At 70.5% G+C, this 26,505-nt stretch carries 27 protein-coding genes and 1 pseudogene; 11 read left to right on the forward strand and 17 right to left on the reverse strand.

The window, feature by feature from the left end:
• Nucleotides 1-58: 58 nt before the first annotated feature.
• Nucleotides 59-1,414 carry a carotenoid oxygenase family protein gene (locus ABN273_RS07175; RefSeq protein ID WP_349447852.1) on the reverse strand — a complete coding sequence of 452 codons (1,356 nt, stop codon included), beginning with the start codon at nt 1,412-1,414 and terminating at the stop codon, nt 59-61.
• Entirely contained in the window at nt 1,411-2,058 is a 648-nt protein-coding gene (locus ABN273_RS07180; protein ID WP_349447853.1) for a TetR/AcrR family transcriptional regulator, read from the reverse strand. Before ABN273_RS07180 ends, ABN273_RS07175 begins: the two co-directional genes overlap by 4 nt.
• 103 nt (nt 2,059-2,161) lie before the next feature.
• Between ABN273_RS07180 and ABN273_RS07185 the strand changes: the two genes are divergently transcribed.
• Nucleotides 2,162-3,007, forward strand: coding sequence for a glycosyltransferase family 2 protein (locus ABN273_RS07185; RefSeq protein ID WP_349447854.1), 846 nt, complete (start codon nt 2,162-2,164; stop codon nt 3,005-3,007).
• A gap of 111 nt (nt 3,008-3,118) precedes the next feature.
• Complete coding sequence (locus tag ABN273_RS07190; RefSeq protein ID WP_349447855.1) at nt 3,119-3,313, forward strand: DUF2795 domain-containing protein; 195 nt, start codon at nt 3,119-3,121, stop codon at nt 3,311-3,313.
• On the opposite strand, the gene ABN273_RS07195 is transcribed toward ABN273_RS07190, so the two are convergent.
• The 10 genes from ABN273_RS07195 to pyrG form a co-directional block, all read right to left on the reverse strand.
• Nucleotides 3,288-3,572 (reverse strand): hypothetical protein, encoded by a 285-nt coding sequence (locus ABN273_RS07195; RefSeq protein WP_349447856.1) that lies wholly within the window; start codon nt 3,570-3,572, stop codon nt 3,288-3,290. The genes ABN273_RS07190 and ABN273_RS07195 overlap by 26 nt on opposite strands.
• Nucleotides 3,573-3,594: 22 nt before the next feature.
• The gene (locus tag ABN273_RS07200) at nt 3,595-4,695 is read right to left on the reverse strand and encodes a prephenate dehydrogenase (RefSeq protein ID WP_349447857.1); all 1,101 of its coding nucleotides are present in this window, start codon (nt 4,693-4,695) and stop codon (nt 3,595-3,597) included.
• A gap of 64 nt (nt 4,696-4,759) precedes the next feature.
• Nucleotides 4,760-5,119, reverse strand: a complete 360-nt coding sequence (gene aroH / locus ABN273_RS07205; RefSeq protein ID WP_349447858.1) for a chorismate mutase — start codon at nt 5,117-5,119, stop codon at nt 4,760-4,762.
• A gap of 69 nt (nt 5,120-5,188) precedes the next feature.
• Nucleotides 5,189-6,883, reverse strand: a complete 1,695-nt coding sequence (locus ABN273_RS07210) for a pseudouridine synthase (protein WP_349447859.1) — start codon at nt 6,881-6,883, stop codon at nt 5,189-5,191.
• Nucleotides 6,880-7,413 carry an SMC-Scp complex subunit ScpB gene (gene scpB, locus ABN273_RS07215; protein WP_349448249.1) on the reverse strand — a complete coding sequence of 178 codons (534 nt, stop codon included), beginning with the start codon at nt 7,411-7,413 and terminating at the stop codon, nt 6,880-6,882. The genes ABN273_RS07210 and scpB overlap by 4 nt, the downstream gene beginning before the upstream one ends.
• Before the next feature lie 610 nt (nt 7,414-8,023).
• The gene (locus ABN273_RS07220) at nt 8,024-8,842 is read right to left on the reverse strand and encodes a segregation and condensation protein A (protein ID WP_349447860.1); all 819 of its coding nucleotides are present in this window, start codon (nt 8,840-8,842) and stop codon (nt 8,024-8,026) included.
• A complete protein-coding gene (locus ABN273_RS07225) occupies nt 8,839-9,774 on the reverse strand; it encodes a ParA family protein (protein ID WP_502910980.1) in 936 nt (311 codons plus the stop codon). Before ABN273_RS07225 ends, ABN273_RS07220 begins: the two co-directional genes overlap by 4 nt.
• 123 nt (nt 9,775-9,897) lie before the next feature.
• Complete coding sequence (locus ABN273_RS07230) at nt 9,898-10,803, reverse strand: site-specific tyrosine recombinase XerD (RefSeq protein WP_349447862.1); 906 nt, start codon at nt 10,801-10,803, stop codon at nt 9,898-9,900.
• Nucleotides 10,804-10,818: 15 nt separating this feature from the next.
• A complete protein-coding gene (locus ABN273_RS07235) occupies nt 10,819-11,421 on the reverse strand; it encodes an NUDIX domain-containing protein (protein ID WP_349447863.1) in 603 nt (200 codons plus the stop codon).
• Complete coding sequence (gene pyrG, locus ABN273_RS07240; RefSeq protein ID WP_349447864.1) at nt 11,418-13,082, reverse strand: CTP synthase; 1,665 nt, start codon at nt 13,080-13,082, stop codon at nt 11,418-11,420. Before pyrG ends, ABN273_RS07235 begins: the two co-directional genes overlap by 4 nt.
• Before the next feature lie 110 nt (nt 13,083-13,192).
• On the opposite strand from pyrG, the gene ABN273_RS07245 reads away from it, so the two are divergent.
• The 4 genes from ABN273_RS07245 (at nt 13,193) to ABN273_RS07260 (ending at nt 18,127) form a co-directional block, all read left to right on the forward strand.
• Nucleotides 13,193-13,855, forward strand: a complete 663-nt coding sequence (locus tag ABN273_RS07245; RefSeq protein ID WP_349447865.1) for an acyltransferase — start codon at nt 13,193-13,195, stop codon at nt 13,853-13,855.
• Between the two features lie 72 nt (nt 13,856-13,927).
• Nucleotides 13,928-15,058 carry a nitronate monooxygenase gene (locus ABN273_RS07250; protein ID WP_349447866.1) on the forward strand — a complete coding sequence of 377 codons (1,131 nt, stop codon included), beginning with the start codon at nt 13,928-13,930 and terminating at the stop codon, nt 15,056-15,058.
• A gap of 862 nt (nt 15,059-15,920) precedes the next feature.
• Nucleotides 15,921-17,234 (forward strand): RNA-guided endonuclease IscB, encoded by a 1,314-nt coding sequence (gene iscB, locus ABN273_RS07255; RefSeq protein WP_349447867.1) that lies wholly within the window; start codon nt 15,921-15,923, stop codon nt 17,232-17,234.
• A gap of 134 nt (nt 17,235-17,368) precedes the next feature.
• On the forward strand, nt 17,369-18,127 hold the full coding sequence (locus ABN273_RS07260; RefSeq protein WP_349447868.1) for a GntR family transcriptional regulator: 759 nt from the start codon (nt 17,369-17,371) through the stop codon (nt 18,125-18,127).
• Here the strand turns inward: ABN273_RS07260 and ABN273_RS07265 are convergent.
• Entirely contained in the window at nt 18,105-20,462 is a 2,358-nt protein-coding gene (locus ABN273_RS07265) for a GcvT family protein (protein WP_349447869.1), read from the reverse strand. The genes ABN273_RS07260 and ABN273_RS07265 overlap by 23 nt on opposite strands.
• A 68-nt stretch (nt 20,463-20,530) precedes the next feature.
• Here ABN273_RS07265 and ABN273_RS07270 point away from each other — a divergent pair, with 68 nt between their 5' ends.
• Nucleotides 20,531-21,436 carry a phosphotransferase gene (locus ABN273_RS07270; RefSeq protein WP_349447870.1) on the forward strand — a complete coding sequence of 302 codons (906 nt, stop codon included), beginning with the start codon at nt 20,531-20,533 and terminating at the stop codon, nt 21,434-21,436.
• Nucleotides 21,437-21,440: 4 nt separating this feature from the next.
• Nucleotides 21,441-22,040, forward strand: coding sequence for a DUF4126 domain-containing protein (locus ABN273_RS07275; RefSeq protein WP_349447871.1), 600 nt, complete (start codon nt 21,441-21,443; stop codon nt 22,038-22,040).
• On the opposite strand, the gene ABN273_RS07280 is transcribed toward ABN273_RS07275, so the two are convergent.
• From ABN273_RS07280 to ABN273_RS07290, 3 genes and pseudogenes are all read right to left on the reverse strand, one after another.
• On the reverse strand, nt 22,031-22,825 hold the full coding sequence (locus tag ABN273_RS07280) for an alpha/beta fold hydrolase (RefSeq protein ID WP_349447872.1): 795 nt from the start codon (nt 22,823-22,825) through the stop codon (nt 22,031-22,033). The two genes, ABN273_RS07275 and ABN273_RS07280, sit on opposite strands and share 10 nt — an antisense overlap.
• The gene (locus tag ABN273_RS07285; RefSeq protein ID WP_502910961.1) at nt 22,826-23,017 is read right to left on the reverse strand and encodes an SDR family oxidoreductase; all 192 of its coding nucleotides are present in this window, start codon (nt 23,015-23,017) and stop codon (nt 22,826-22,828) included.
• 76 nt (nt 23,018-23,093) lie between these two features.
• Nucleotides 23,094-23,213, reverse strand: a pseudogene (locus ABN273_RS07290) (3-alpha-hydroxysteroid dehydrogenase); the annotation flags it as partial.
• 165 nt (nt 23,214-23,378) lie between these two features.
• Between ABN273_RS07290 and ABN273_RS07295 the strand changes: the two are divergent.
• From ABN273_RS07295 to ABN273_RS07305, 3 genes are all read left to right on the forward strand, one after another.
• The gene (locus ABN273_RS07295) at nt 23,379-23,984 is read left to right on the forward strand and encodes a hypothetical protein (protein WP_349447873.1); all 606 of its coding nucleotides are present in this window, start codon (nt 23,379-23,381) and stop codon (nt 23,982-23,984) included.
• A 63-nt stretch (nt 23,985-24,047) separates the two neighbouring features.
• The gene (locus ABN273_RS07300; protein WP_349447874.1) at nt 24,048-24,617 is read left to right on the forward strand and encodes a Uma2 family endonuclease; all 570 of its coding nucleotides are present in this window, start codon (nt 24,048-24,050) and stop codon (nt 24,615-24,617) included.
• A 321-nt stretch (nt 24,618-24,938) separates the two neighbouring features.
• Complete coding sequence (locus ABN273_RS07305; RefSeq protein ID WP_349447875.1) at nt 24,939-25,817, forward strand: serine protein kinase RIO; 879 nt, start codon at nt 24,939-24,941, stop codon at nt 25,815-25,817.
• An 89-nt stretch (nt 25,818-25,906) separates the two neighbouring features.
• On the opposite strand, the gene ABN273_RS07310 is transcribed toward ABN273_RS07305, so the two are convergent.
• Complete coding sequence (locus tag ABN273_RS07310; RefSeq protein WP_349447876.1) at nt 25,907-26,464, reverse strand: PadR family transcriptional regulator; 558 nt, start codon at nt 26,462-26,464, stop codon at nt 25,907-25,909.
• Between the last annotated feature and the right edge of the window lie 41 nt (nt 26,465-26,505).

Consider the following 26,505-nt stretch of genomic DNA (forward strand, 5'->3'; position numbering starts at 1 on the left):
ACCGGCCGGATGCGTCGATCCCGTCACCGCATCACCAAGAGAGAGTACCGTGTCCGGCTCAATCGGCGATCCAGCTCCCGTGGAAGCCGAGCGGCACCCTGGCGGGCAGGTGCACGGTGGCGACCGGCTCGCCGGTGAAGTCCTGCGCCGACAGGATCACCAGATCGGCCGCGCCTCTGGCCTCGTTGTTGACGTAGGAGAGCACGTACCCGTCATCCTCGGCCGCCCCTGAGGCCACGAACACCGGCTCGCCCGCGTAAGCGCCGCGCCCGAACTGCCGCGCCTGCGTCGTCCCCCGCTCCAGGTCGTGCTTGATGAGCGTGTTGTCGAACGCCTCGTCGGGCAGGTCCTCCAGCTCGGTGTCGGTCTTGCTGAGCACGCCGTCGAGGTCGCCGCCGGTCGCGGTGTAGCCGTAGCGGTACGGCCGACCGGTGCGGCGCTCGTCCATGCGCGGGAACTCCTGCGACCGGTCGTCCAGCCGCGTCTCGCGGACCTTGCCGGCGGCCGGATCGATCCGCCACCGGTCGAGCGTCGGCAGGCCGCCCTGGTCGAGCCGGGCGTCCACGAACCGCTTGGGGTAGCGGACCACGTCCACGACCACCTCGTCGCCGTCGTCGTAGGCGTTCAGCGTGTGGAAGACCCAGCACGGATCGACGTCCACCCAGCGCACGTCGCCGCTCCCACGCGACATGAGCCCGAGCCGGGCGCCGTGGGCGTCGTTCCAGGCGTACGGCAGCGGCCGGCCCTGCTCCGCGTGGGCCATGCTGAACGTGACCGGCAGGTCGTAGATCACCACGTACCGCTCGGTGAGCGCGAAGTCGTGCAGCATCGGGGCGTCGGCGATCGGGATGTTCCTGACCTGCGTGACCGTGCCCTCAGGGCCGATCACGATGTGCTGGTGGTGGTCCCAGCCGAAGAAGTAGGCCAGCGCGTGCAGCTCGCCGGTAGCCGGGTCGAGGTGCGTGTGCGCGGCGTACCCGCCGGGCAGGCCGCCGTCGAAGTCGCACGGGCCGACGGTGTCGAGCTCGTAACCCAGCTCGTACGGCCGTGCGCCCGCCTCGACGAGCGCGAACGTGCGCCCGGCCAGCCCGATGACGTGGGTGTTGGCGGCGAAGTCCATGCCCTCGTGCACCGGTCCCGGCCTGGGCGGCTCGCCGAGCCGTTCGGCGACGCGGGCACTGCGTACCCAGCGGTTGCGGTACCACTCGGCGCGGCCGTCGCGCAGCCGCACGCCGTGCACCATGCCCTCGCCGAGGAACAGGTGGCTCGCGCTCGGGTCGTCGAGGCTGAGCGGGTTCGGGCCGTTGCGCAGGTAGCGGCCGTTGAGCTCGGCCGGGATGCGTCCGGTGACCTCCAGGTCGAAGGCGGTGACCTCCTCTGTCACGGGGGCGAACCCGCCGGTGTAGTCCGTCATGATCCGTTCCTCTCGTCGGGCCTCTCATCTGGCCTCTCGTCGGGGGCCAGGAAGGGGGACAGCACCGAGTCGTAGAGCAGCCGGTAGCGCCGCGCCGCCGTGGGCTCGTCGAAATAGCCCAGGATCTCCAGGCTCACGGCGCCATGGATCGCCATCCACAGCACGTCGGCGATCTCCTCGGCCTCTCCCCCGCGCAGCGCGCCCGCCTCCAGGCACCTCCCCACGCCCTGCACGAGCAGGTCGAACGTGCGCCTGGCGGCCCCCACGGCCTCGTCACCCGGCTTGAACCTGGCCATGGCCCCCAAGAACATGACCCGGTAGTACTCGGGCTCGGCCAGCGCGTAGGCGCGGTAGGCGTCCAGGCCCCCGCGCAGCGAGGTCAGGGCATCGTCGTCCCGGAACACCTCGACCATCCACCGCTCGAACCTCGCGAACCCCTCCAGCCAGAGCGCCTCGCTGAGCCCGTCCTTGCCGCCGAAGAGCGTGTAGATCACCTTGGTCGAGCAGCCGACCTCGCCGGCGATCCGCCGCACGGTCAGCGCCGCCGGCCCCTCGGTGACGAGCAGGTGGGTGGCGGCGTCGAGGATCGCGGCCCTGACGACGTGCTGCCCCTCCTGCTGGGCCTGCTGGTACGCGCTGGTCACGGTAACGCCGTTTCTGTTCGGTAACACTGTTACCCACCTTTGTACGCTCACCGGGGAGGCACGTCAAGGACTAAGAACGGCCGTCGAGGTAAGTGGGCCCCATGTGAGCGAGGCGAGAGTCACCGTGGTGGTGGCCAGCAAGGACAGGCTGCGGGCGCTGACCCGTACGCTGCCCATGCATCCCCGCCCGGTGATCCTGGTCGACAACGGCTCGACCGACGGCACGGCGGGGTTCGTGCGACGCCACTTCCCGGACGTCCACCTGGTCGAGGCGGGCACGAACCTGGGGGCGCCCGCCCGCAACATCGGCGTCCGGCTCGCCGGGACCCCCTACGTGGCCTTCGCCGACGACGACTCCTGGTGGGCCCCTGGAGCGCTGGAGCGGGCCGCCGACGTGCTGGACGCCCATCCGCGACTGGCCGTCCTGGGCGCGCGCGTGCTGGTGGGCCCCGAGGAGCGGCTGGACCCGGTGTCGGAGCAGATGCGCGACTCGCCGCTCGGCATGGAGCCGGACCTGCCGGGGCCGAGCGTGCTGGGGTTCCTGGCATGCGGGGCGGTGGTGCGCAAGGAGGCGTTCCTGGCGGCGGGCGGGTTCGACGACGTGATCTTCTTCTTCGGCGAGGAGGAGCGGCTGGCCGTGGACCTGGCCGCGCGGGGGTGGGGGCTGGCGTACGTGGACGACGTCGTGGCCCACCACCACCCCGCTCGGGCCAGGGACCCGCGTGGCAGGCAGGTGCTGGCCGCCCGCAACTCCGTGCTGACCGCGGTGCTGCGCCGCCCGTGGCGGGTGGTGGCGCGACGGTCGTTCGACGCCCTGCGGGGCGGCCCCGTGGGCTGGGAGGGGCTGCGCAGCGCCGTGCCGAGGCTGCCGCGGGCGCTGGCCGAGCGGCGGGAGCTGCCGCGCGCCGTGGAGCAGGCACGGCGCAGGCTGGAGCGGTCCGGTGGCTGATCCGCGCATCGGCGAGACGCCCCGCTGCGAGTGGAGGCGAAATCTACCGGCATTTTCCGACAAACTCCACACCTGGCGTTACGTGGCGTGAACAGTGGGCAGCAGAGAGTTATGAAGACAACACTTAACCCGATCGAGCTGCAGAAGCACCTCGGTGGCATCGACTACCCGGCCAGCAAGCAGGAACTGATCAGAGCGGCTCGCGAGCACAACGCGAGCCAGGAGATCATCAGGGCCCTCGAGGCCCTGCCCGACCGCGAGTACGACGGCCCGAACGCCGTCAGCGCGGCGGTGACCAAGCGCTGATCGCGTGGAGTGCGCCGGGCGGGGCCGTACGGTCCCGCCCGGCGTGCTGTTTCAGGCGCCCCCGGCGCTCAGCGCGAAGGTCCGGACCGGCACCAGACCACGCTTGACGCACCTCGACGCCCAGTCGCCGCAGCGCCGCGTCCAGGCAGGCGCGGGCCCGCTCTCCCGGCATCGAGGTGCCGCTCCCGAGGTGCTCGGCGTACCTTACGGCGCCCGCGTGGTCGTCGTAGACATGAGCGTGCTCGGCGACGCCGGGCACCGAGGCGTCGGTGACGGCGCCCTCAGGGAACCTGCCAGCCGCGCTCGCGCAGGGCGTCGGAGAGCGTGGGAATCGCGTCGGGCTGCACCGACAGCTCGGCGATGCCCAGGGGCAGCCCGGGGGCGTGCTCCAGGCGCACGTCCTCGACGTTGACCCCCACCTCGTCGCACACCTGGAACAGGCGGGCGAGCTGGCCGGGACGGTCGCCGATGACGACCTGGACGACGGAGTAGGGGGCGGCCGGGCCGCCGTGCTTGCCGGGGATGCGGTCGTGGCCCGCGACGCCGCGCTTGAGCAGCTGGGTGATCTCGCCGGTGGCGGTGCCGTCGCCCTCGGCCAGCGCGCGCAGGGCGCCGGCGGCCTCGGCCAGGTCGGCGGCGACGGCCTCGAGCACCGCGGCGACCGGGGCGGCGTTGCCCGACAGGATGCCGAGCCAGAGCCCGGGGTCGCTGCCCGCGATCCTGGTGACGTCGCGTACGCCCTGGCCGGCCAGCCCGAGCGCGACGTCGGTGGCGTCGGTCAGGCGGGCGGCCACGGCGGAGGCGGCGACGTGGGGCGCGTGGGAGACGACGGCGACCGCGCGGTCGTGGTCGGCGGCGCTCACCTCGACGGCGTTGGCCCCGCACAGCTCGATCAGCCGCAGCACCGCCGCCTTCGCCTCGGGGCCGGAGTCCTCGGTGGGGCACAGCGCCCATGGCCGGCCCAGGAAGAGGTCGGCCCTGGCCGCCCCCGGGCCCGACTTCTCGCGGCCCGCGAGGGGGTGGGAGGCCACGTAGGAGGCCAGGTCGCAGCCGAGCTGCGCGGCCCGGTGGAGGGGCTCGACCTTCACGCTGGCAACGTCGGTGTAGAACCTGGCCGCGTCGATCCGCTGCAGCTCCAGCAGCTCGCTCGCCACATGGGCGGGAGGCACGGCGATGACCGCCAGGTCCACCTGCTCGGCAGGCCCCTCGCTCTGCCCCTCGCCCGTCTGCCACTCCTCACCGGCGCCGAGCTCCCGCGCCAGCCGTACGGCGCCCGGGTCACGGTCGGCGAGCAGCACGCGTACGCCGCGCTTGCGCAGCGCCAGGGCCGCGGAAGTGCCGATGAGACCGGTGCCGACGACGAGCACGGTACGAAGTTCCATGTCGGTGTCCTGATTTATCCGGCTATTGGGGTTTTGAGTGTCTCGTGGTGCGCTTTTCAGCTGCTTACTGCGCGATATCCTGCCGCAACGCCACCGCGCCACGCAGGTAAACGTGCTGGATCTCGGACCGCGGGCGGTCGGTCGCGACGTGGGCCATGAGGCGCACCACGCGAGGCAGCGCGCCCGGCACGGCGATCTCGGTGCAGCAGATCAGCGGCACCTCGTGAAAACCCAGTTTACGCGCCGCGAGTGCCGGGAACTCGGCCGTCAGGTCGGGCGTGGCCGTGAACAGCACGCTGATCACGTCGTCCGTGGTCAGCCGGTTACGCTCCATGATCGCATTGACCAGCTCGGTCGTGCCCGCGATGATCGAGTCGCGGTCGTCGGCGTCCACCTGGATCGCCCCACGGATCGCGCGCACCATGTGGTTCGTCCCCTTCCATAGCGGGAGAGCCCGTGCGGAGATGCGCACGGGCTCCTGCGTCCAGCCAGATTACAGCTTTACGGCAGCGTAAAGTTCGCCGACCTCTTTCAAGGTCAGCGCCCTGACCGTGCCGGGCTTGGTCCGGCCCAGCTTCACCGGGCCGAACTCGATCCTGGCCAGGTCGATCACCCGGTGCCCCGCCTCCTCCAGCATGCGTCGTACGACGTGCTTGCGGCCCTCATGCAGGACGATCTCGACCAGTGCCTGCTGGCCGTGCTCCTGCACGATGGCGAACTCGTCGGCCCTGACGATGCCGTCCTCCAGCTCGATGCCCTGCTTGAGCCGGCGCCCCAGGTCCCGCGGGATCGGGCCGGGCACCTTGGCCCAGTACTTCTTCTGTACGCCGTAGCTGGGGTGCGTCAGCCTGTTGGCCAGCTCGCCGTCGTTGGTGAGCAGCAGCAGGCCCTCGGTCTCGGTGTCGAGCCTGCCCACGTGGAACAGCCTCGGCGCCAGCTCCTCGACGTAGTCGGCCAGGCACGGGCGGCCCTGCGGGTCGTTCATGGTGGAGACGACGCCGATGGGCTTGTTGATGGCGTAGTAGACGAGGTCGGGGGCCGTGGGGATGCGCTTGCCGTCCACGTGGATGACCTGCGTCGCCGGGTCGACCTTGGCGCCGAAGCGCCGCACGACCTGGCCGTTCACGGTGACCCTGCCCTCGCCGATCATCTCCTCGCACGCCCTGCGGCTGGCCACGCCCGCCTGGGCGAGCACCTTCTGCAGCCGCACCCCGTTGGGGACCTCGGTGGTGTCGCGCTCGTCGGTGTAGTCGTCGGGGTAGAAGTCGCGGTCGCGGAGGGGCTGGCGCGCGGCCTTCACGCGGTCGCGCTGGGGGCTGCCGCTCGCGCCGGTCCGGCGGTCGCGCTGGGGGCCGCCGCTCGCGCTCGTCCGGCGGTCGCCTCCGATGGTCTGTACGTCGTCGCGCCGGGTCGTACGCGGGGCCCGCTCGGTCCGGGCGTCGGCGTCGCGCTTGCCATACCTGGAGCGAGAGGAGGCCGGGGCGGCGCCTTCCCTGCGCCCGCTCCGATCGACCCGGAACCCACCGCGCTCGTCACCACGCCCGGCACCGTAGCCGCCGCCGCGCTCGTCACGACGCCCGGCACCGTAACCGCCGCGCTCCTCACGACGGCCGGCACCGTAACCGCCGCGCTCCTCACGACGGCCGGCACCATAACCACCGCGCTCCTCACCACGACGCCCGGCACCGTAGCCACCGCGCTCCTCACGACGGCCGGCGCCGTAGCCACCGCCACGCTCGTCGTCGCGGCGCTCGGGGCGGTATCCGGTCCGGTCGCCGCCGCGGGGCCGCTCGAAGCGGTCGCCCTCGTAGCGCCGCTCCTCGCGCCCGTAACGGCCCTCACGATCGCCGGAACGACCCTCGCGTCCGTCGTAACGGCCCTCGCGGTCGCCGTAGCGGCTGCCCCGGTCGTCGCGGCGGTAACGGTCGTCGCGCTCGCCACGCGAGGGCCGCTGCTCACGTGCACCGGACCCGTACCCGGCACGCGATCCACTCCGGTCGGCGCGAAGGGAGTCACGGGATCCGCCGCGGGAGTCGTCGCGCCGACCCCCACTGCGGGCGTCGTCGGAACGGAAGCCCGAACCGGAGTCGGAACGGAAGGCGGGACGTCCGCCGCGGCCCTGGCCCGAGCCGCCGGTACGTCCACGACCGCGTCCATCACCGGACGGGGTGCTTCGCCTGTTGATCACTTTGTTGTCTCCTCGAGGTTTTCCACGTCGTCGGGGAGGAAGGGCGCGAGCTCTGGGAGCTCGCTGAGGTCCCGCAGTCCCAGACGTTCAAGGAAGTATGAGCTTGTCCGGTAGAGCACTGCCTGGCTCTCCGGGTCGGTGCCGGCCTCCTCGACCAGCCCTCTTGCGACGAGCGTCCGCATGACGCCGTCGCTGTTGACGCCGCGTACCGCGGCTACGCGAGCCCGGCTCACCGGTTGCCGGTAAGCCACGACCGCGAGTGTCTCAAGCGCGGCCTGAGTCAGCCGTGTCTGCTGGCCGTCGCGTACGAACCGCTCGACCAGGGGTGCACAGTCGGCCCGCGTGTAGAACCGCCAGCCGCCCGCGACTTCTCGCAAGTCAAAACCCCGGCCGGCAGCGGTGTATTCCGCCGCCAGCCCCCGCAGCGCCGTAGCGACCTCGTGGGTGGGCCGCTCCAGCACCTGAGCCAGAGTCACCTCGGCGACGGGCTCGTCAACGACCAGCAGGATAGCCTCCAACGCCGCCGCCAGCGTCGGCCCCTCCCCGCCGCCTTCCTGACCCGAGTCTTCGTCGCTCTCCTCCTGCGCCGAGGCCTGCGCCGCTCCCTCACCGGCCTCCGGGGCGTCCAGGTCCTCGGCGGCGCGCGTCGCGCCGGACTCCGCCGCGCCACGAGCCGCCGGCCCCGCGCCCGATGGATCCGGCACAGCGGCGGCCTCGGAAGCACCCGCAGGCGGGGCAGCCTCCGCTTGAGCCACCTCCCCATCGGCGTCCGAAGCATCAACGCCAGAAGCATCAGCGTCCAGAGCATCAACGTCCGGACCATCGGTCACAGGTGCGACGCCGACCGCGCGCGCCGCGCCACCGCCGGCCGCGGGCTCCGCCTCACCGGCCTCCGGAGCGTCCACGTCCTCGGCCGCGCCCGTCGCACCCGACTCCGCCACCTCACCGTCGACGGACCCGGCGCCGGAAGGGGCGGCGGTCGCGGGGGACGGTGAGCCGTCGTCCGGCAGCGCGTCGTCCTCAAGCACCTCATCCTCCACAGCCGGGGCGGAGGGCTGGGCGAGGGAGCCCGGGAGGGCCATCCAGGCGGGCAGCGGCGGATCGGAGTCGGGGGATCGGCGGGGAGTGGGCAGTGGGTTGTCAGTCATTGCGTGGTTTCTCCGCGGATTCTTCGTAATCGTCGCCCACCGTGACGTCGCCGTCGTCAGCGCCCGTCCAGGTTATGTGCAAGTCCCCCAACGGCTCGACTTGCTCGAACGTCACCGCGGACTCCCTGAAGAGCTCCAGCACCGCCAGAAACCGCGCGATGACCTCGAAGGTCCCATCGCAGTCGGCCACCAGCGCGCGGAAGGTGGCGCGCCGGAGCCGGCGCAGGTGCATGACCAGGATGGCCGCCTGCTCCTTGACGCTCGCCAGGGGCTGGTAGATGTGCCCGACGTTGACGGTGGGCGGCAGTTTGGGGGTGAAGGCCTTGGCGGCGATCCTGGCGAGCTGCTCGGGCCCGATGCCCAGGATGAGCTCGGGCAGCAGGTTGGCGAACTGTGGCTCCATCGGCACCGTACGGGGAAAGCGCAGCGCCTCCTCCGCCATCCGCCCCGCGAAGAACTTCGCCACCTCTTTGTACGCCTTGTACTGGAGCAACCGCGCGAACAGCAGGTCCCTGGCCTCCAGCAGCGCCAGGTCCTCCTCGTCCTCCACCTCGCCGGAAGGCAGCAGCCGGGCCGCCTTCAGGTCCAGCAGGGTAGCCGCGACCAGCAGGAAGTGGCTGGTCTGGTCGAGGTCCCACTCGGGCCCGCGCGAGCGGATGTACGAGATGAACTCGTCCGTGACCTTGGAGAGCGAGACCTCGGTGATGTCCAGCTTGTGCTTGGCGATGAGGCCAAGGAGCAGGTCGAAGGGGCCCTCGAAGACGTCCAGGTGAACCTGGAACCCTTGAGGAGTCTGCTCTGCCGCGGTCACCTGGCCATTGTGGCAGGCGCCGGCCAGCGCGACAGCACTTCGCGGGCCAGCTCACGGTAGGCGTTTGCGCCCAGCGAGGACGGGTCGAAGGTGGTGATGGGCTCGCCGGCGACCGTCGCGTCGGGGAAGCGGACCGTACGGTTGATCACCGTGTGGAACACCTTGTCGCCGAACGCCTCCACCACGCGGGCCAGCACCTCGCGCCCGTGCAGCGTGCGGGCGTCGTACATGGTGGCCAGCAGCCCCTCGATCTCAAGGTCCTCGTTGAGCCGCTCCTGGACCTTGGAGATCGTGTCCATGAGCAGCGCCACGCCGCGCAGCGCGAAGAACTCGCACTCCAGCGGCACCATCACGCCGTGGGCGCAGGTCAGCGCGTTGATCGTGAGCAGGCCGAGCGACGGCTGGCAGTCGATGAGGCAGACGTCGTAGTGCGGCAGCAGCGGCTTGATCACCCGGCCGAGCACCTGCTCGCGGGCCACCTCGGTGACCAGCTGGACTTCGGCGGCCGACAGGTCGATGTTGCTCGGCAGCAGGTCGAGGCCCTCGACGCCGGTCTCCAGGAGCACGTCCTCGGCGGTGACGCCGCGCTCCATCAGCAGGTTGTAGACGGTCAGGTCGAGCTGGAGCGGGTTGATCCCCAGGCCGACGGAGAGCGCCCCCTGCGGGTCGAAGTCGACCAGCAGCACCTTGAGGCCGTATTCGACGAGCGCGGCCCCCAGGTTGATGGTCGTCGTGGTCTTGCCGACGCCACCCTTCTGGTTGACCATCGCGACCACGCGCGCCGGACCGTGCACCGAGGGCGGCACCGGCTCGGGGAACACGGGTCGGGGCCGCCGCGTGGGCCCCAGGTTGACGCCGTTGGAAGGCGCGTTGGTCTTCGTGTCGCCCCAGGGGTTGTCGGGGGTCCCCGGGGTCGAACCCTTGGTCGTCACAGTCACCAGCTCGAACCTCCCTGACGATCCCGAACCGGACCGTCCGGACGGACACTATGGCGTCGCCACTTTATGCGGCAAGGCGGCACGCCGAGGGTGGCGCACGTCGCAAAAGACTATAGATCACTGCCGGGCACGCGGATGCGCGGCGGCATAGACCTCGCGGAGCTTGTCGACCGTGACCAGCGTGTAGACCTGGGTGGTCGTCACGGAGGCGTGGCCAAGCAGCTCCTGGACCACCCTAACGTCAGCGCCGCCGTCCAGGAGATGGGTTGCGAAGGAATGTCGGAGAACGTGGGGACTTATCCCGGCAAGTCCGCCGCGCTCGGCGGCGGCCTGGAGCACCTCCCACGCTCCCTGCCTGGTCAGCCGGCCTCCCCTGGCGTTCAGGAACACGGCGGGGGTGCCGCGCCCGTGCGCGAGCAGCCCTGGACGGGCCCGTACGAGGTACGCGTCGAGCGCGGAGCGGGCGTAGCGGCCCAAGGGCACGACGCGGGTGCGGCCGCCCTTGCCGCGCAGGCGTACCTGGTCGTCGTCGAGGTCGTCCACGGCCAGGCCGACGGCCTCGGAGATGCGGGCGCCGGTGCCGTACAGGACCTCGAGCAGGGCGCGGTTGCGCAGCGTGAGAGGGGCGCCGTCGGGGCCGGAGGCGGCGATGAGCCGCTCCACCTCGTCCACGGCGATGGCCTTGGGGAGCCTGCGCGGCTGGCGCGGCGGGCGCACCTCGTGGGCCGGGTCATGGGCCGTGACGCCTTCGCGCAGAGCGAACCGGTGCAGCCCGCGCACGGCGGAGACGGCGCGCGCCGCCGAGCTGGCGACCAGCGCGGCGTGCTCGCCGTCGCCCTCGCGCAGCGAGGCGAGGAAGGCCAGCACGTCGGCCTCCCCCACCTCGTCGAGCTCCATCCTGCCGCGCGCGTGCAGGTGATCGACGTATCGCCGCAGGTCACGCCGGTAGGACGCGAGCGTGTTGGCAGCCAGGCTCCGCTCCACCGCCAGATGGGCGAGGTAGCTGGAGAGCACCGCCTCCACGAGCTGGTCCTTCCGTCACGCCTCAGGGGCGTCGGCGGGGCGCAACAGGGCGAACCCCTCAACCGAAGCCGCGTACGCGGCGAGGATACCGGCCACGGCCGGGGAATTGTGGATCATTCCCATGAGCGCCTTCTCGACCGCGTCCGCCAGCGGCACCCACTCCACCGGCATGTCGATCTCTTCATGCCGGTGGACGAAGTCGGTCTCGACCTTGGTGAGGTCGCGGGCGAGGAACACCCTGATCCGCTCGTCGCTCATGCCGGGCGAGGTGCGCAGGTCGACGAGCGTGTGCCAGGTGTCGGCGCGGTAGCCGGCCTCCTCCGCGAGCTCGCGGGCTGCGCCGGCGACCAGCGATTCGCCTTCGACGTCGCGGATCCCGGCGGGCAGCTCCCACATCAGCATGCGGGTGGGGTGGCGGTACTGCCTGATCAGCAGGACCCGGTCCCGGTCGTCGAGCGCGAGCACGGCGACCGCGCCCGGATGCACCACGTAGTCGCGGTCGGCGACCTCGTCGCGGGGCATCTTCACCGTGTCCGTGACCACGTTGATGATGTGGCCGCGGAACCGCTCCTTGGAGTCGACGACGTCCCACGCCTCGGGCGTGTCCGCCGTTTTCACCGGCTCACCTTCGCACCGACCCTGGCGTCCGCGTACTCCAGGGCGGCGGTGATGAGGCCCTTGAACATCGGGTTGGCCCGCGTGGGGCGCGAGCGGAACTCGGGGTGCGCCTGCGTGCCGATGAAGAACGGGTGGATGTCGGTGGGCAGCTCGGTGTACTCGACCAGGCGGCCGTCGGGCGACAGGCCGGAGAAGACCAGGCCGACCTTCTCGAGCTGCTCGCGGTAGGCGTTGTTGACCTCGTAGCGGTGGCGGTGGCGCTCGTCGGCCTTGGCCTTGCCGGCGTACAGCTGCCTGGCCAGGGTGCCCTCGAGGAGCTTGGCGGTGTAGATGCCCAGCCGCATGGTGCCGCCCATGTCGCGCTCGCCGGCGACGACGTCCTCCTGGTCGGCCATGGTGGAGACGACCGCGTGCTTGGTGTCGGGGTCGAACTCGGTGGAGTTGGCCTCCTCGATGCCGGCCATGTTGCGCGCGGCCTCGATGACCATGCCCTGCATGCCGAGGCAGATGCCGAGCAGCGGGATCTTGCCCACGCGGGCGTGGCGGATCGCGCCGATCTTGCCCTCGATGCCGCGCACGCCGAACCCGCCGGGGATCAGCACGCCGTCCACGCCGTCGAGCTCGCGCTCGGCGCCCTCGGGGGTCTCGCAGTCGTCGCTCTTGACCCACCGGATGTTGACGCGCGCGTCGTTGGCGAACCCGCCGGCCCGCAGCGCCTCGGTGACCGACAGGTACGCGTCCGGCAGGTCGATGTACTTGCCGACCAGGGCGATCGTGACCTCCTTGGCCGGCCGGTGCACCCGGCGCAGGAGCTGCTCCCACTCCTTCCAGTCGACGTCCCTGAACGGCAGGCCGAGCCGGCGCACCACATAGGCGTCGAGCCCTTCGGAGTGGAGCACCTTCGGGATGTCGTAGATCGAGGCCGCGTCCACGGCGGAGACGACGGCGTCCTCGTCCACGTCGCACATCAGGCTGATCTTGCGCTTGATCGCCGCCTGCACCGGCCGGTCGGAGCGCAGCACGATCGCGTCCGGCTGGATGCCGATGCTGCGCAGCGCCGCCACGCTGTGCTGCGTCGGCTTGGTCTTGAGCTCGCCCGACGGGCCGATGTAGGGCAGCAGTGACACGTGCAGGAAGAACACGTTGTCGCGCCCGACCTCGTGCCTGATCTGCCGCACGGCCTCCAGGAACGGCAGCGACTCGATGTCGCCGACGGTGCCCCCGACCTCGGTGATGACGACGTCCACGTCAGGACCGGCCATGCCTCTGATCCGGTCCTTGATCTCGTTTGTGATGTGCGGGATGACCTGGACGGTGTCGCCCAGATATTCACCCCGCCGCTCCTTGGCGATGACGTTGGAGTAGATCTGCCCGGTGGTCACGTTGGCCGAGCCGTGCAGGTCGGTGTCGAGGAAACGTTCGTAGTGGCCGACGTCGAGGTCGGTCTCCGCGCCGTCGTCGGTGACGAACACCTCGCCGTGCTGGAACGGGTTCATGGTCCCCGGGTCGACGTTCAGGTACGGGTCGAGCTTCTGCATGGTGACCCTGAGACCGCGGGTCTTGAGTAGGCGACCGAGGCTGGATGCCGTGAGCCCCTTGCCGAGACTGGAGGCGACACCGCCGGTGACGAACAGATGCTTGGTTTGCGATGCGCTGCGCAAAGGGGCTCCCGTGGCTCGAGGTGTGGTCGAAGTGTCCACGGGCTCTCAGGATATCAAACAACGCCCCCGACATGCCCGAACGGATTAACCTAGCGGTAACTTTGGTCCCTATGTCATTCGTACGGCGGGCAGCGGGCGCGCTGATTCACCGTGTCTACGGGGCGATTCGCCACGCCGGCGCCATCACCCCGCTGAGCCCCGCGGGCTATCGGTTCCGCCGGCTCGGCGACGGAGTCAGCATCGCCTTCCCCCCGGGCGCGATCTTCGGCGAGCAGTGGATCGAGATCGGCGACCACACGCTCATCGGCGAGCGCGTGTCGATCTCGTGCGGCATGATGCCCGGCGCGGACCTCGGGCCCGACTCGATCCTGCGCATCGGCCGCGGCTGCTCGATCGGCCGCGGCTCGCACATCGTGGCCCACCAGTCGATCGACATCGGCGCGGACGTCTTCACCGGGCCGTACGTGTACATCACCGATCAGAACCACGTCTACGACGACCCGGACGTCCCGATCGGGCGCCAGTGGCCCCGCAACAGCCCGGTCTCGATCGGCTCCGGCTCGTGGCTGGGGGCCGGCGCGATCATCCTGCCCGGCACGACGCTGGGCCGCCAGTGCGTGGTGGCGGGCGGGGCGGTGGTCCGCGGCACGTTCCCAGACCACAGCGTCGTCGCGGGTGTCCCGGCCAAGCTGGTCCGCGGCTACACGCCGGAGCTCGGCTGGCACGCCCCTTCCGGCCCCATCCCCCTGAACCGCCGCGCCACCGCCTCCTGACCCCTCGACGCCGGACGAAGGGGACGGACCGGGGGATGGACCGAACAAGCTTCTGCCGGATAGCGTCGAATCATGCGGACCGCCATCTGTGAGCGCCTGGGCATCGAGTTCCCGTTGTTCGCCTTCAGCCACTGCCGCGACGTGGTCGCCGCCGTCACCAACGCGGGCGGGTTCGGGGTCCTGGGCGCGATCGCGTACTCCCCCGAACAGCTGGACACCGAGCTGAGCTGGATCGACGCCCAGGTGGGCGGCCGGCCGTACGGCGTGGACGTGCTCGTGCCCGGCAAGGTCGACGCCTCCGCGCTCGACCGGCATGCGCACCTCATGGACTTCGTCCCCGACCGTCACCGCGACTTCGTCACGCACCTGCTGTCCAAGTACGGCGTGAGCGCCCCACTGCAGCCGCTGACGGCGGTGGCGGACGAGCTCGGCAGGCGGGTGACGGCGGCCGGGGCGACGGGGCTGATCGACGTGGCGCTCAAGCACCCGATCGGGCTCATCGCCAGCGCGCTGGGGCCGCCTCCGCCCGAGATGGTCGCCAGGGCCAGGGAGGCCGGGGTGCCGGTGGCCGCGCTGGTCGGCACGGTCGAGCACGCCCGCAGGCAGGTGGCGGCGGGCGCGGACCTCATCGTGGCGCAGGGCACCGAGGCGGGCGGGCACACCGGCGAGGTCTCCACGATGGTGCTGGTGCCGCAGGTCGTGGACGCCGTGGCCCCGATCCCCGTGCTGGCGGCGGGCGGGATCGCGTCGGGCCGGCAGATGGCGGCGGCCATGGCACTCGGCGCGCAGGGCGTGTGGTGCGGCTCGGTCTGGCTGACCACGGAGGAGGCGGAGACCACCCCCGCGGTCAAGCGCAAGCTGCTGGCCGCCTCGTCGCTGGACACGGTCAGGTCCAGGTCCCGTACGGGCAAGCCGGCCAGGCAGCTCAAGTCGGCCTGGACGGAGGAGTGGGACTCCGGCCAGGAGAGCCCCGGGCCGCTGGGGATGCCGCTGCAGCTGCTGGTGGCCGAGGGCGCGATGGCCCGCATCGAGGCGGCGGCCGAGAAGGGCGAGGCGGGGGCGCTGGAGCTGGTCAACTACTTCGTGGGCCAGGTGGTGGGCCAGCTCGACCAGGTCAGACCGGCCCGCGAGGTGGTCTACGACATGATCAGCGAGTTCGGGGAGGCGGTGGCGCGGCTCCGGCGCCTGACCGGCTCGGACTAGCCGCGAAGACGTACAGGTACGGGTCGCGCGGCCGGACCTCGCCGCCGGCGGCGGCCCTGGCCAGGGCGAGCGCGCCGTCGGCGGAGGTTCCGCGCGGCGGTGTGAAGCGGGCGGCAGGCAGCGCTCTTGCCCCCCAGGATGGCCGCGAATCGCTCACATGTTCTACCCGACAGAGCCAAGTTTTGGTAACCTGGCGGTCACGAGGAGTAATGAAAGGAAGGTCGGGTGGAAGCCACGCAGACGTACTGCTGTGCTCGCGATCGGAATACGTTGACCTCCTCGTGTCCGTACTGCTCGGCGAAGGGCTGTGCCCGCTTGGTGCTGGAGCCGAACCTTGCTGACCTGCGGCCGATCGAGGGGCCATCTGTCACAGTTGCCTTATCCGGCCTGGCAGTCCGCGATTGTCTCAAGGACTGACTGCCAGGGAGCGATCACCAGGCGTCGCATGATCAGTGGGCGCTCCCCTGGGAGCGTGAGGTGCCACCAGCACGACCAGCACCAACAGGGACTGGTTCCACGACCACGTAACGGGTTCCCTCGCCTGAAGGCGAGGGCTCTCGGCCAACAAGGTCTGAGGCCCGCCGTTACCAGCACCAGCCATCACCAAAGGGAGGTGACCCAGATGGCTACGTTCGCTACAGGACAGCAGACCAACCCAACTGTGCTTCCTCAGCAGTTGGCTCTTGAACTGCGGGCAGCAGACAACCCCGGGGACAGGGACGAAACGGGCCCACAGCGCCGCACGGCACCCGGTAGCAGACATGTGCGAGGGGAGATCGCCGGCGTTTCACCTGACACCGGCGGCGTCACCCCCAACCCTTCGGTTGGGGAGAAGGCCCGTGAGGGCCACCCAATAGTGTTCGTGCTCGACAAGGACGGCGCCCCCTTGCAGCCGACCACGCCCGCGAGGGCCCGCAAGTTGCTCAAGGCTGGTCGGGCGGTCGTGCATCGCCATACGCCGTTCGTGATCCGGCTCAAGGACCGCACCGCCGACCAGTCGCAGGTCGACGGTGCGGAACTCGGGATCGACCCTGGATCGAAGCACACCGGCATCGCCATATTCACCATGACTCGTGGCATCCGGTGCGGGCTGTATGCGATCGACCTCACCCACCGCGGCAGTGTCATCCGGGACAAGCTCGCGCAGCGGGCCGCTTACCGGCGCGGCCGACGGTCGCGAAACCTTCGCTACCGCGCTCCCCGGTTCAACAACCGGCGCCGCCCGGAAGGGTGGCTCGCCCCGTCTCTTCGGCATCGAGTAGACACCGTCATGTCATGGGTTCACCGGCTGGCTCGCTGGGCTCCGGTCCGCGGAGTGCACATGGAGCGGGTGGCGTTCGACACCCACGCCCTCACCGCCGGACGCCCCTTGGAAGGGGTGGAATACCAGCACGGGACACTCGCTGGACACGAGGTACGCGAGTACCTCCTCGCCAAGTGGCGGCGGGCCTGCGCCTACTGCGGCGCAAACAACGTGCCGCTGAACATCGACCACATCCAGCCCCGCTCACGGGGTGGGTCCGACCGCGTCAGCAATCTGGTCTTGGCCTGTATCCCCTGCAACCAGGCTAAGTCCAACCGGCCCATCGAGGACTTTCTGCGACGCGATCCGAAGCGGCTCGCGACAATTCTCGCCCAGGCCAAGGCGCCCTTGCGGGATGCCGCTGCGGTAAACGCCACCCGCTGGGCGCTGTGGCGGGCTCTCGCTACCGCCTTCCCCGGCCAGATACGGACCGCCTCCGGCGCGCGTACCAAGTGGAACCGCACCCGCGCCGGCCTGCCCAAGACTCACACTCTCGATGCACTGTGCGTCGGCTGGCTCGAAAGCATCAGCGCGTACCCGGCGACGGTACTCGCCGTCACCGCGACGGGGCGTGGCACCTATACCCGCACCCGCACTGACGCCTACGGCTTCCCCCGTCTGCGCCTACCTCGGCAGAAAACGTTCTTCGGCTACCAGACCGGGGACCTTGCCCGCGCTGCGATCCCCGCCGGCAAGAAGCAAGGGACCTATATCGGCCGCATTGCCGTCCGCGCCACCGGCAGCTTCAACATCCGCACTCGCCACGGTCTTGTCCAAGGACTTGGGCACAAGCACTTCCGTCTGCTCCAGCGCGCGGACGGCTACGGCTATACCACGCGAAAGGAGGGATGCAGCATTTCCTCCCCTGTCTGAAGGCTGTTGAGGCAGGGTCTCCACCCCGCCGTTCCCGTTCCCAGAAGACCCCGGCCATGGTCGGACCACATGAACGTCGGGTGGCGCAGGACCTGGGCTTTGGCATTCATGCCACCCCATGTCAAGATGCGCGTGTGGTCGGGACACCGCCTGAGCTGGAGCGTGGCATCGGCGTTCCGGCGCATGTGCAGATCGAGCGGTGGCTGCTGGAGTCGATCTCCAGTGGCGAGCTGGCGCCGGGCGACCGGCTGCCCGGCGAGCGGGAGCTGGCCGGGCGGCTCGGCGTGAGCAGGATGACGCTCAGGCAGGCGCTGGCCACGCTGGAGCGCGACGGCGTGCTGATCAGGGTGCCGGGCAGGTCGGGCGGCGCGTTCGTGGCCGAGCCGCGCATCGAGTGCGACCTGACGGGGCTGGCGGGGTTCACGGAGCAGATGCGGCGGGCCCACCTGCGGGCCGAGGCGCGGATCCTGACGGCCGCAACGGTTCCCGCGCCGCGGGCGGCGGCCGTGGCGCTGGAGGTCGAGGCGGGTTCGCCGGTGCACGAGGTGGCCAGGGTGCGATCGGCCGGGCGCTCGCCCGTGGCGCTCGAACGCTCCTACTTCCCGCCCCTCCCTGGCTTCCTCGACCAGGACCTCACCGGCTCCCTCTACGCCCTGCTGGCCGCGGGCTACGACCTGGAGCCGCGTACGGCGGTCGAGCAGCTCGACCCGGTGATTGCCCGCCCGGCGGAGGCCGCCGAGCTGGGCATCGCGCCGGGCGCGCCGCTCATGCTGATCGAGCGCACGGCGTACGCGGGGGACGGCACGCCGGTGGAGTTCGCCCGCGACCTGTTCCGTCCCGACCGGGTCCGGATCTCGGTACGCAGCGGGGTCACGGCGCCAGAGGGGTCCTGACCACGACACCCGGCACCCAGACGCCCTCGACCTCGATCTCCACCCGGGCTCCCGGCCCGACCGGCAGGTAGGCGTAGGCGATGGACTCCTTGGCCGTGTAGCCGTACCCGCCGGAGGTGACCCGGGTCACGACGTGCCCGTCCAGCCGTACGGGCTCGTTGCCGAGCGCGACGGCCCTCGGGCCGGCCAGCGTCACGCACCGCAGCCGCCGCTCGGGCGCCGGGTCCAGCGCGTCCCGGCCGAGGAAGTCCTTGTCCGGCTTGACGCAGAACCCGAGCCCCGCCTCGTACGGCGTCGTCTCGGGGTCGATGTCGGCGCCCCACACCCGGTACCCCTTCTCCAGCCGGAGGCTGTCGATGGCCCGGTAGCCGCCCGCCACCAGCCCGTACGGCTCCCCCGCCGCCCACAGGGCCTGCCACAACGCCAGTCCGTACTCGCTGGAGCAGTACAGCTCCCAGCCCGTCTCGCCCACGAACGTGACCCGCAGCGCCAGCACCGGCACGTCGCCCACCGTGATCTCGCGCGAGGACATGAACGGGAAGTCCATCGGATCCGGGGTGAGCCCCGCGATGATCTCGGGCGCACGTGGCCCCCACAGGGCGAAGCACGCGTACTGGCCGGTGACGTCCGCGATCCTGGCCGCCGAGCCGGTGAGCGCGGCCTGCTTGCGCAGCCAGCCCAGGTCGTGCGAGCCGGACGCGGTGCCGGTGACGATCAGGAACTCCTCCTCCCCGCGCCTGGTGACGGTGAAGTCGCACTCGATGCCGCCGCGCCGGTTGAGCGCCTGGGTGTAGGTGACGGCGCCGATCTCGCGGGCGACCCGGTTGTCGCACACCCACTCCAGCAGCTCGGCCGCGTCCGGCCCGGTGACCTCGATCTTGGCGAACGAGCTCTCGTCGAACAGCCCCGCCGTGGTGCGGGTGGCCCGGTGCTCGGCCCCGACGGCGGGCGACCACAGCCGCCCGGCCCACCCTTCCGGGCGCTCGTCCTCGCCGGAGAGGTTCGAGTGGTAGTAGTTGACCCGCTCCCACCCGGCCTTCTCGCCGAAGACGGCGCCGTGCGCGGCGTGCCAGCCGTACACGGGCGAGACGCGCAAGGGGCGGCCCGCCGACCGCTCGTGGCCGGGGTAGCGGATGTCGTAGTACGTCTCGTAGTTCTCGACCGCCCGCTTGATCGTGTACGACGGCGAGCGGTACTGGCGGCCGAAGCGGCGGATGTCCATGTGCCAGACGTCCATGCTCGGCTCGCCCTCGACGATCCACTCGGCCAGCACCTTGCCGATGCCGCCCGCGCCCGCGATGCCGTGCGCGCAGAACCCGGCCGCGACGAAGAAGCCGCCGACCTCCGTCTCCCCGAGGCAGAACTCGTTGTCGGGGGTGAACGCCTCCGGGCCGTTGATCAGCTTGCGAATGCCGACGTCGGCCATCACCGGCACACGAATCCGCGAATTATCGGAAATTTCCTCGAATCTTGGCCAATCTTCGGACAGGAGGCGGCCGTTGAAGTCGGCGGGGACGGCGTCGTAGGCGTTCAGGCCGGCCGTCCAGGGGGCGCACGTGCGCTCGTACCCGCCCATGACCAGGCCCTGCACCTCCTGCCGGTAGTAGACCAGCAGGTCGGGATCGCGCAGCGTGGGCAGCCCCGTGTGGTCGTGGCAGGCGTCGGTCACCACGTACTGGTGCGACATGGGCACGATCGGGATCCGCACCCCGGCCATGCGGCCGATCTCGGCGGCGAACATGCCGCCGCAGTTCACCACGATCTCGCAGTCGATGTCCCCCTGGTCGGTGCGCACGCCGGTGACGCGGCCGTTCGCCGTCTTGATGCCGAGCACCCTGGTGTGGGTGCGGATCACCGCCCCGCCCTCGCGGGCTCGCCGGGCGAGCGCGTAGCAGAGCTGCGAGGGGTCGATCTGCCCGTCGGTGGGCAGGTACGCGGCGCCCACGACCCCTTCGGGATCCATGAGGGGGAACAGCTCGACGGCCTCGGCCACCGAGATCTCCTCCAGCGGCAGCCCGAACGTCCGCGCCCAGCCGATCTGCCGGCGGATCTCCGCCATGCGCTCGGGCGTGGCGGCCAGCTTGATGCCGCCGCACTCCGTCCATCCGGCGTCGAGCGTGCGGTAGAGCTCGACGGAGTACTGGTTCATCCTGGTCAGCGTGGGGTCGGCGCGCAGCTGGCCGACCAGGCCCGCCGAGTGGAAGGTGGAGCCGCTGGTGAGCTCGTCCCGCTCCAGCAGGACGACGTCGCGTTCGCCGAGTTGGGTGAGGTGGTAGGCGACGGACGCGCCGCCCACTCCGCCGCCGATGATCACGATGCGGGCCGAGTCGCTCATGGGGCGAGGCTAGCCCTCCGGCCATAAAAGGTCTAGACCGTTTAGCGTCGCACGTCCTAGCATCGAGCATGGCCCTGCCCGAGGTGCTCGATCGCATCCCCTTGCTCTCCGGCGTGCCGCGTTCCGTCGAGGAGCTGCCCGGAGGGCTGACGAACCGCAACTACAAGGTCACGACCCCCGGCGGGGTGTACGTGGCGCGCGTGTGGGCCGGCGACGGCTCGCTGCTGGGGATCGACAGGGACGCCGAGCACGCCTGCTCCCTGTCAGCCGAGGCGGCCGGGGTGGGGGCGCCGGTGCACGCGTACCTGCCCGATCTGGGGGTGCTGGTGGTGGGGTTCCTGCCGGGGCGGACGTTCACGGAGGCCGATCTCCGCGACCCGGCGAACCTGCCCAGGGTGGCGGAGGCGTGCCGTCGCCTGCATGCCGGGCCGCGGTTCGTACGGGACTTCGACATGTTCGACGTCCAGCGGCGTTACCTGGGGATCGTCCGGGAACGCGGTTACCGACTTCCCGCGAAATATCTCGATTTCATGCCCGCCGTTGACCGGATCCGGAAATGTCTGGAAATACGGGCGGAAGGCACCGTGCCGTGCAACAACGACCTCCTCCCCGGCAACATCCTCGACGACGGCCGCCGCCTCTGGCTGATCGACTACGAGTACGCGGGCAACAACGACCCCTGCTTCGAGCTCGGCAACATCTGGAGCGAGTCCGACCTGCCGCCCGGCCACCTGGAGGAGCTCGTCACCGCGTACTACGGCCGCCGCCTGCGCCACAAGATCGCCCGCGCCCGCCTGCTCGGCCTCATGTCCAAGTACGGCTGGACGCTCTGGGCCGCCATCCAGGACGGCTCGAACGAGACCATCGACTTCGACTTCTGGTCGTGGGGCATGGAGAAGTACGAGCGGGCGGTGGCCGAGTTCACCGGATCCGGCCTTACGGACATCATGGAGGAGGCGGCGCGGGCAGACTAGGGGCATGATCGCCGCACTGACGGGCCTGGGGCTGTCCACGGCCGCCGGGCTGAACGCCTACATCCCGCTCCTGGTCGTGGGCGTCCTGGCCAATTTCACCGACGCCGTGCAGCTCCCCGACGGCTACTCCTGGCTCTCCAACTGGGGCGTGCTCGCGGTGATCGCCGTCCTGCTGGTGGCCGAGTTCGTCCTGGACAAGGTGCCCGCCGTGGACAGCATCAACGACACCATCCAGACCGTGGTGCGCCCGGCGTCGGGCGGCGTGGTCTTCTCGGCCACGAGTGCGGCGGCCGAACTGGACAATTCCACCTGGATGGCCGAGCACCCGTGGGCCGGCTGGCTGCTGGGCATCGTGATGGCGCTGGCCGTACACGCGATCAAGGCCGCCGCCCGTCCGATGATCAACGTCGGGACGGCGGGCGTGGGCGCTCCGGTGGTGAGCACGATGGAGGACGCGGGCTCACTGGGCATGAGCGTGGTCGCCGTCTTCGCCCCCGTGCTCGTGATCGTCGCACTGCTCGTGCTCGCCGTGCTGGCATGGTGGCTGATCAGGCGGGTACGCCGATTCCGCGCCCGCAGAAGGGCGGCGCGCGGTCAGCTCTGAGCGCGCAGCCACTCCTCCACCAGGCTGACGAACTCCTCGGGGCGCTCCTCGTGCAGCCGGTGGCTGGCGCCCTCCCAGCACACGACCTTGGACGCGGGGTCCTTGAGCAGGCCCGACTCCCAGCTCGCCCGTTCCCGGTCCGACCAGATCGACAGCACAGGGCACTGCCTGCGCACCAGGTAGCCGTCGCTGGCCGGGCGCAGGCCGATGGCGTCACGGGCCGTGAACATGGCCTCGAACGCCTGGGCCAGCACGTGCGGCGGCATGCCGTACAGCCTGCGCTTGTGCCAGCGCCTGAGTACCGGGGGCGTGCCGGCGTTCGTGCACCACTCGTCGATCCGCTCGGCGACGGCGTGGGCGTGCTCGCCGCGCAGGCCCGCGATCATCCTGGGGAAGCTCTGGGCGATCTCGTCCGTCATGCCGTAGCCGGGGTCGACGGCGACGAGCGCGCGCACCAGCTCGGGGTGCTCGACGGCGAGGATGGACACCACCTGGGCGCCCATCGAGTGCCCGACGGCGATCACTTGAGGGATGCCGAGGCTCTCCAGGAGAACGCGCAGGTCCTCGGCCATCATGCGCGGGGTGTTGCCGTCCTCGGGAACGGACGAGTAGCCGTGCCCGCGCAGGTCGACGGCGACCACCCGGTGAGCGGCCGCCAGCGCGTCGATGTGCCAGGACCACTGGTGGGAGTCGGCGCCCCACCCGTGGACGAGCAGCAGTGGCGGCCCGTCCCCGTCGTCGGTGTAGAAGAGCCGGATATCTCCGCCTACGTCCGCGTACGGCATCTACCGCCCCTCACCCTGCGCCCAGGACATCAGCGCACCCTCGCCGGCTGTCCACCCGCCGTCCACGGCCAGCTCCGCACCGGACACGTACGAGGCCGCGTCCGACAGCAGGAACACGATCGCCTCCGCCACCTCCTCCGGCTCGCCCCACCGCCCGGCGGCGGCGAGCGGGAAGGTGCCGTCTCCCGACACGGCCCCGAGCGGCTGCGTCGTACGCCGCCACGGTGTCGGCGACCACGCCCGTCCACTGGCCCTGATCCGTCACGTCATGGGCCACGAACCGGGCGCCCAGTTCCTTGGCGGTGGCCGTACCCTCCTCCACCAGCACATCGGTGATCACGACCCGGGCCCCGGCCGCGACGCAGCGCCGCGCGGTGGCCGCCCCCATCCCCTGGCGCCACCCGTGATGATCACAACTTTGCCACTGAGCACGTCGCCCTCCTGCCAGCACTGAAGCACAGCCTCGCCCATCTGATCAAGTGCTTGCTTGGTAGCAGGCTGCGCCGGATCCGCCTCGGCGCACTATCCTTCAATTCATCAACAACGACAGGGGGTGGCGGAGATCAGCGAGTTGCTTGTCGTCCTACTGGTGATCCTGGCGTTCGTCCTGCTGCTGGGAGGCGTGGGCATCTACCTCCTGGTCAAGCTGGGCAAGAAGGCGGCGTCCAAGGCCAAGCAGGCCACGACGCGGCTCACCACGCACGTCAACGCCATGGGCACGGGTGACGCCGCCGAGGTCGAGCGCCTCCGGCTCGACCTGCGCCGCGAGGTGTCTTTGACCCGCCAGGCCGTCGACCACGCCCAGAGCCAGGGCTGGGGCCTCGGCGACCTACCCCGCCTCATGGCCGACCTGTCGGCGCAGGCGGACGTCCACGACGGGCAGCTCGGGATGTACGCCCAGCAGCGCCGCGTGTCGCCGTACGTCGACCACGCCACGCTCGACCGGCTCAGGGAGCACCAGGCCAAGCTGACAGCCATGTGCGCCCGCATCCGCGCCGACCTCCTGGGCGACCAGGTCCGGCACACGGCCACGGGCATCGCCGACCTCAGCTCCCGCACCGACCTGGAGATCGAGGCCCGCCGCCACGCACCCGACCCACTGGACCAGATCGACGAGCTCTACCGCCGCTCCATGGAAGAGCGCAAAGACCTCTCCTGACAGGTACTCAACGTGGCAAAATGAATGCGCTGCGTAAGACGCTGAGGAGGCAGACTTATGACTATGACCCTTCCTGAGTGGTTCTATCCCGGCCCTGCCGGCGGCTGGACCGCCGACATGCTTGATCATCTTCCCCCCGACGCGCCTCGGCACGTCGAGCTGATCGACGGGTCACTCATCATGATGTCGCCGCAGACGGCCTTCCACATGCTCACACTTCGGCTGTTCGAGCAAGCGCTCCGTCCACCACAGGAGCTCCTCATCGCGCGTGAAATGACGGTGACGCTGGGGGTTCGCCAGCGGCCGGAGCCGGATATTCTCCTGGTCAAGCGGTCAGCCTTCAGCAAGAAAGTCACTTCATTCAAGCCCGAGGACGTCCACCTCGTCGTCGAAGTGGTCTCAGACGAATCCAGGGAAAGGGATCGGACCACCAAGCCGATCAAATACTCGAATGCGGGCATCAAGTATTTCTGGCGAGTGGAGCAGGAAGACGGGTTGCCCGTCGTCTACACCTTCGAGCTTGAGCCGGCCGTCAAGGCCTACGTCCCCACCGGCATTCACCGCAAGCGACTGCAGACCCACATCGGATTCGACGTGGACCTCGATCTCACCTTGCCATGGCCACCGGCTTAGGGATCAGTCGCAAGCCCACTCGCGGTAGATGACCGCGGCGGGTTCCGCTTCCGTGGCGCGGCTGTTGGCGGAGGGCCTTGGCGGCCCCTGGGCCCGACCCGCCACACCACATTTTCCATGCGCCTTTAAATGGGTTGCGAGGCTCTCGCATGGCCCGGCATACTCAGGCGCGTTGATCGCTGAGCCTTGTGCGAAGGGAGGGTGAGACCGTGATGACGACTGTTCGCGTGCCGTTTTCCGCGTCCCCAAACCTTCCCACCGGGTGTCCGCCACTGATCTGATCGGCGCGCCGGTGGGCCTCACACCTGGAGCAATCCCACCGTGCCGAAGCACTCGCAGCACCGTACCCGTGGCAAGCACGCTCTCGACGCCGACGACATCGAATGGCTGGAGAGCAGCACTCCCGAGACCGACGACGGGCCGCCCGAGGGTGACCGCTGGTCCACCTGGGACCAGAGCACACCGACCGAGAAGGGGCCCAGGCCGTACCCCGACTGGCTGGTCACCGAGCTGGCCGCCGTCGACACCGAGTACGGCGTGCTCAAGACCGGCAAGGAAGCCGACGTCCACCTGATCTCCCGCGGCGTGCCGGGCACGGACCGGGTCTGCCTGCTGGCCGCCAAGCGCTACCGCTCCTCCGACCACCGGCTCTTCCACCGCGACTCCGGCTATCTGGAGGGCCGCAGGACCCGCGAGAGCCGCATGAACCGGGCCATGGCCAACCGCACGGCGTTCGGCAAGCAGGTGATCGCCGCCCAGTGGGCGGTCGCCGAGTTCTCGGCGCTGTGCCGGCTGTGGGAGCTGGGGGTCCCCGTCCCGTACCCGGTGCAGATCGTCGGGACGGAGATCCTGCAGGAGTTCATCGGGACGAAGGACGGGTACGCGGCGCCGCGGCTGGCGCAGGTGTCCGACGATCTGGACGATCTGTGGGAGCAGCTCGTGACGGCCATGGCCACGCTGGCCAGGGAGGGGCTGGCCCATGGCGACCTGTCACCGTACAACCTGCTGGTCCACGACGGCAGGCTGGTGATCATCGACCTGCCGCAGATCGTGGACGTGATCGCGCACCCGACCGGCCCGTCCTTCCTCGACCGGGACGCGCACAACGTCGCCACCTGGTTCGCCGCCAAGGGCGTACCGGCCGCCGACCCGGACTCCCTCGCCGCCCTCCTCCGCAAGGAGGCCGGTCTGAACTCCTGATCGCGAGCCTGCCGAAGCCGCCGCATGCCGCCGGCGTGCCGCGCGACAGCCACACGTCCCAGGCACCCCGAGGGCGCTGGGCGGCGGGCTCACGGCCGCTCGGGGTGTGGGCCGGGCGGCTCGAGGGGCTCGAGCGAGTCGATGGTGGCGCGGAGCCAGGCCAGCTCCGCCTCGCTGGTGGCGTGGGCGATGGTCAGCAGCCCCTGCCTGAACGGGTCGGCGAACTCCTCCGCCGCCATCGGCCGCCCGTCCTCGTAGAAGAAGCTCGTCGGCTCCTCCAGGAACGCCAGCCGCCTGCGGAGCACGGCCGCCTGCTCCTTGGGCTCGTCCAGGTGCCGGAGGAACGCGAGCAGCGTGAACCACCGGTTCTCGTCGCTGATGTCGAGCTCGCCCGGCTCCCTCAGCCGTCGTTCCAGCTCCTGACGGCCTTCGACGGTCAGGTAGAGCATCCGCCGGGGTGCGGCGACCAGCCCCGGCTCGTGGTTCCTCAGCAGCCATCCGGCCGCCGCCATCCGCTTGATCGCCGGATAGAGCGTGCCGTCGGCCACGGGGCGGACGTGGCCCATCAACGCCGCCACCCGTGTACGCAGGTCGTAGCCGTGTAACGGCTGGTCCCTCAGGAAGCCGAGTATCGCAAGCTCCAACATGACCCAAGCTTATACCTCGAACCCGATGTATATTGGCCGCG

The sequence above is a fragment of the Nonomuraea sp. B19D2 genome (assembly GCF_040137845.1).
GTDB lineage: Bacteria > Actinomycetota > Actinomycetes > Streptosporangiales > Streptosporangiaceae > Nonomuraea.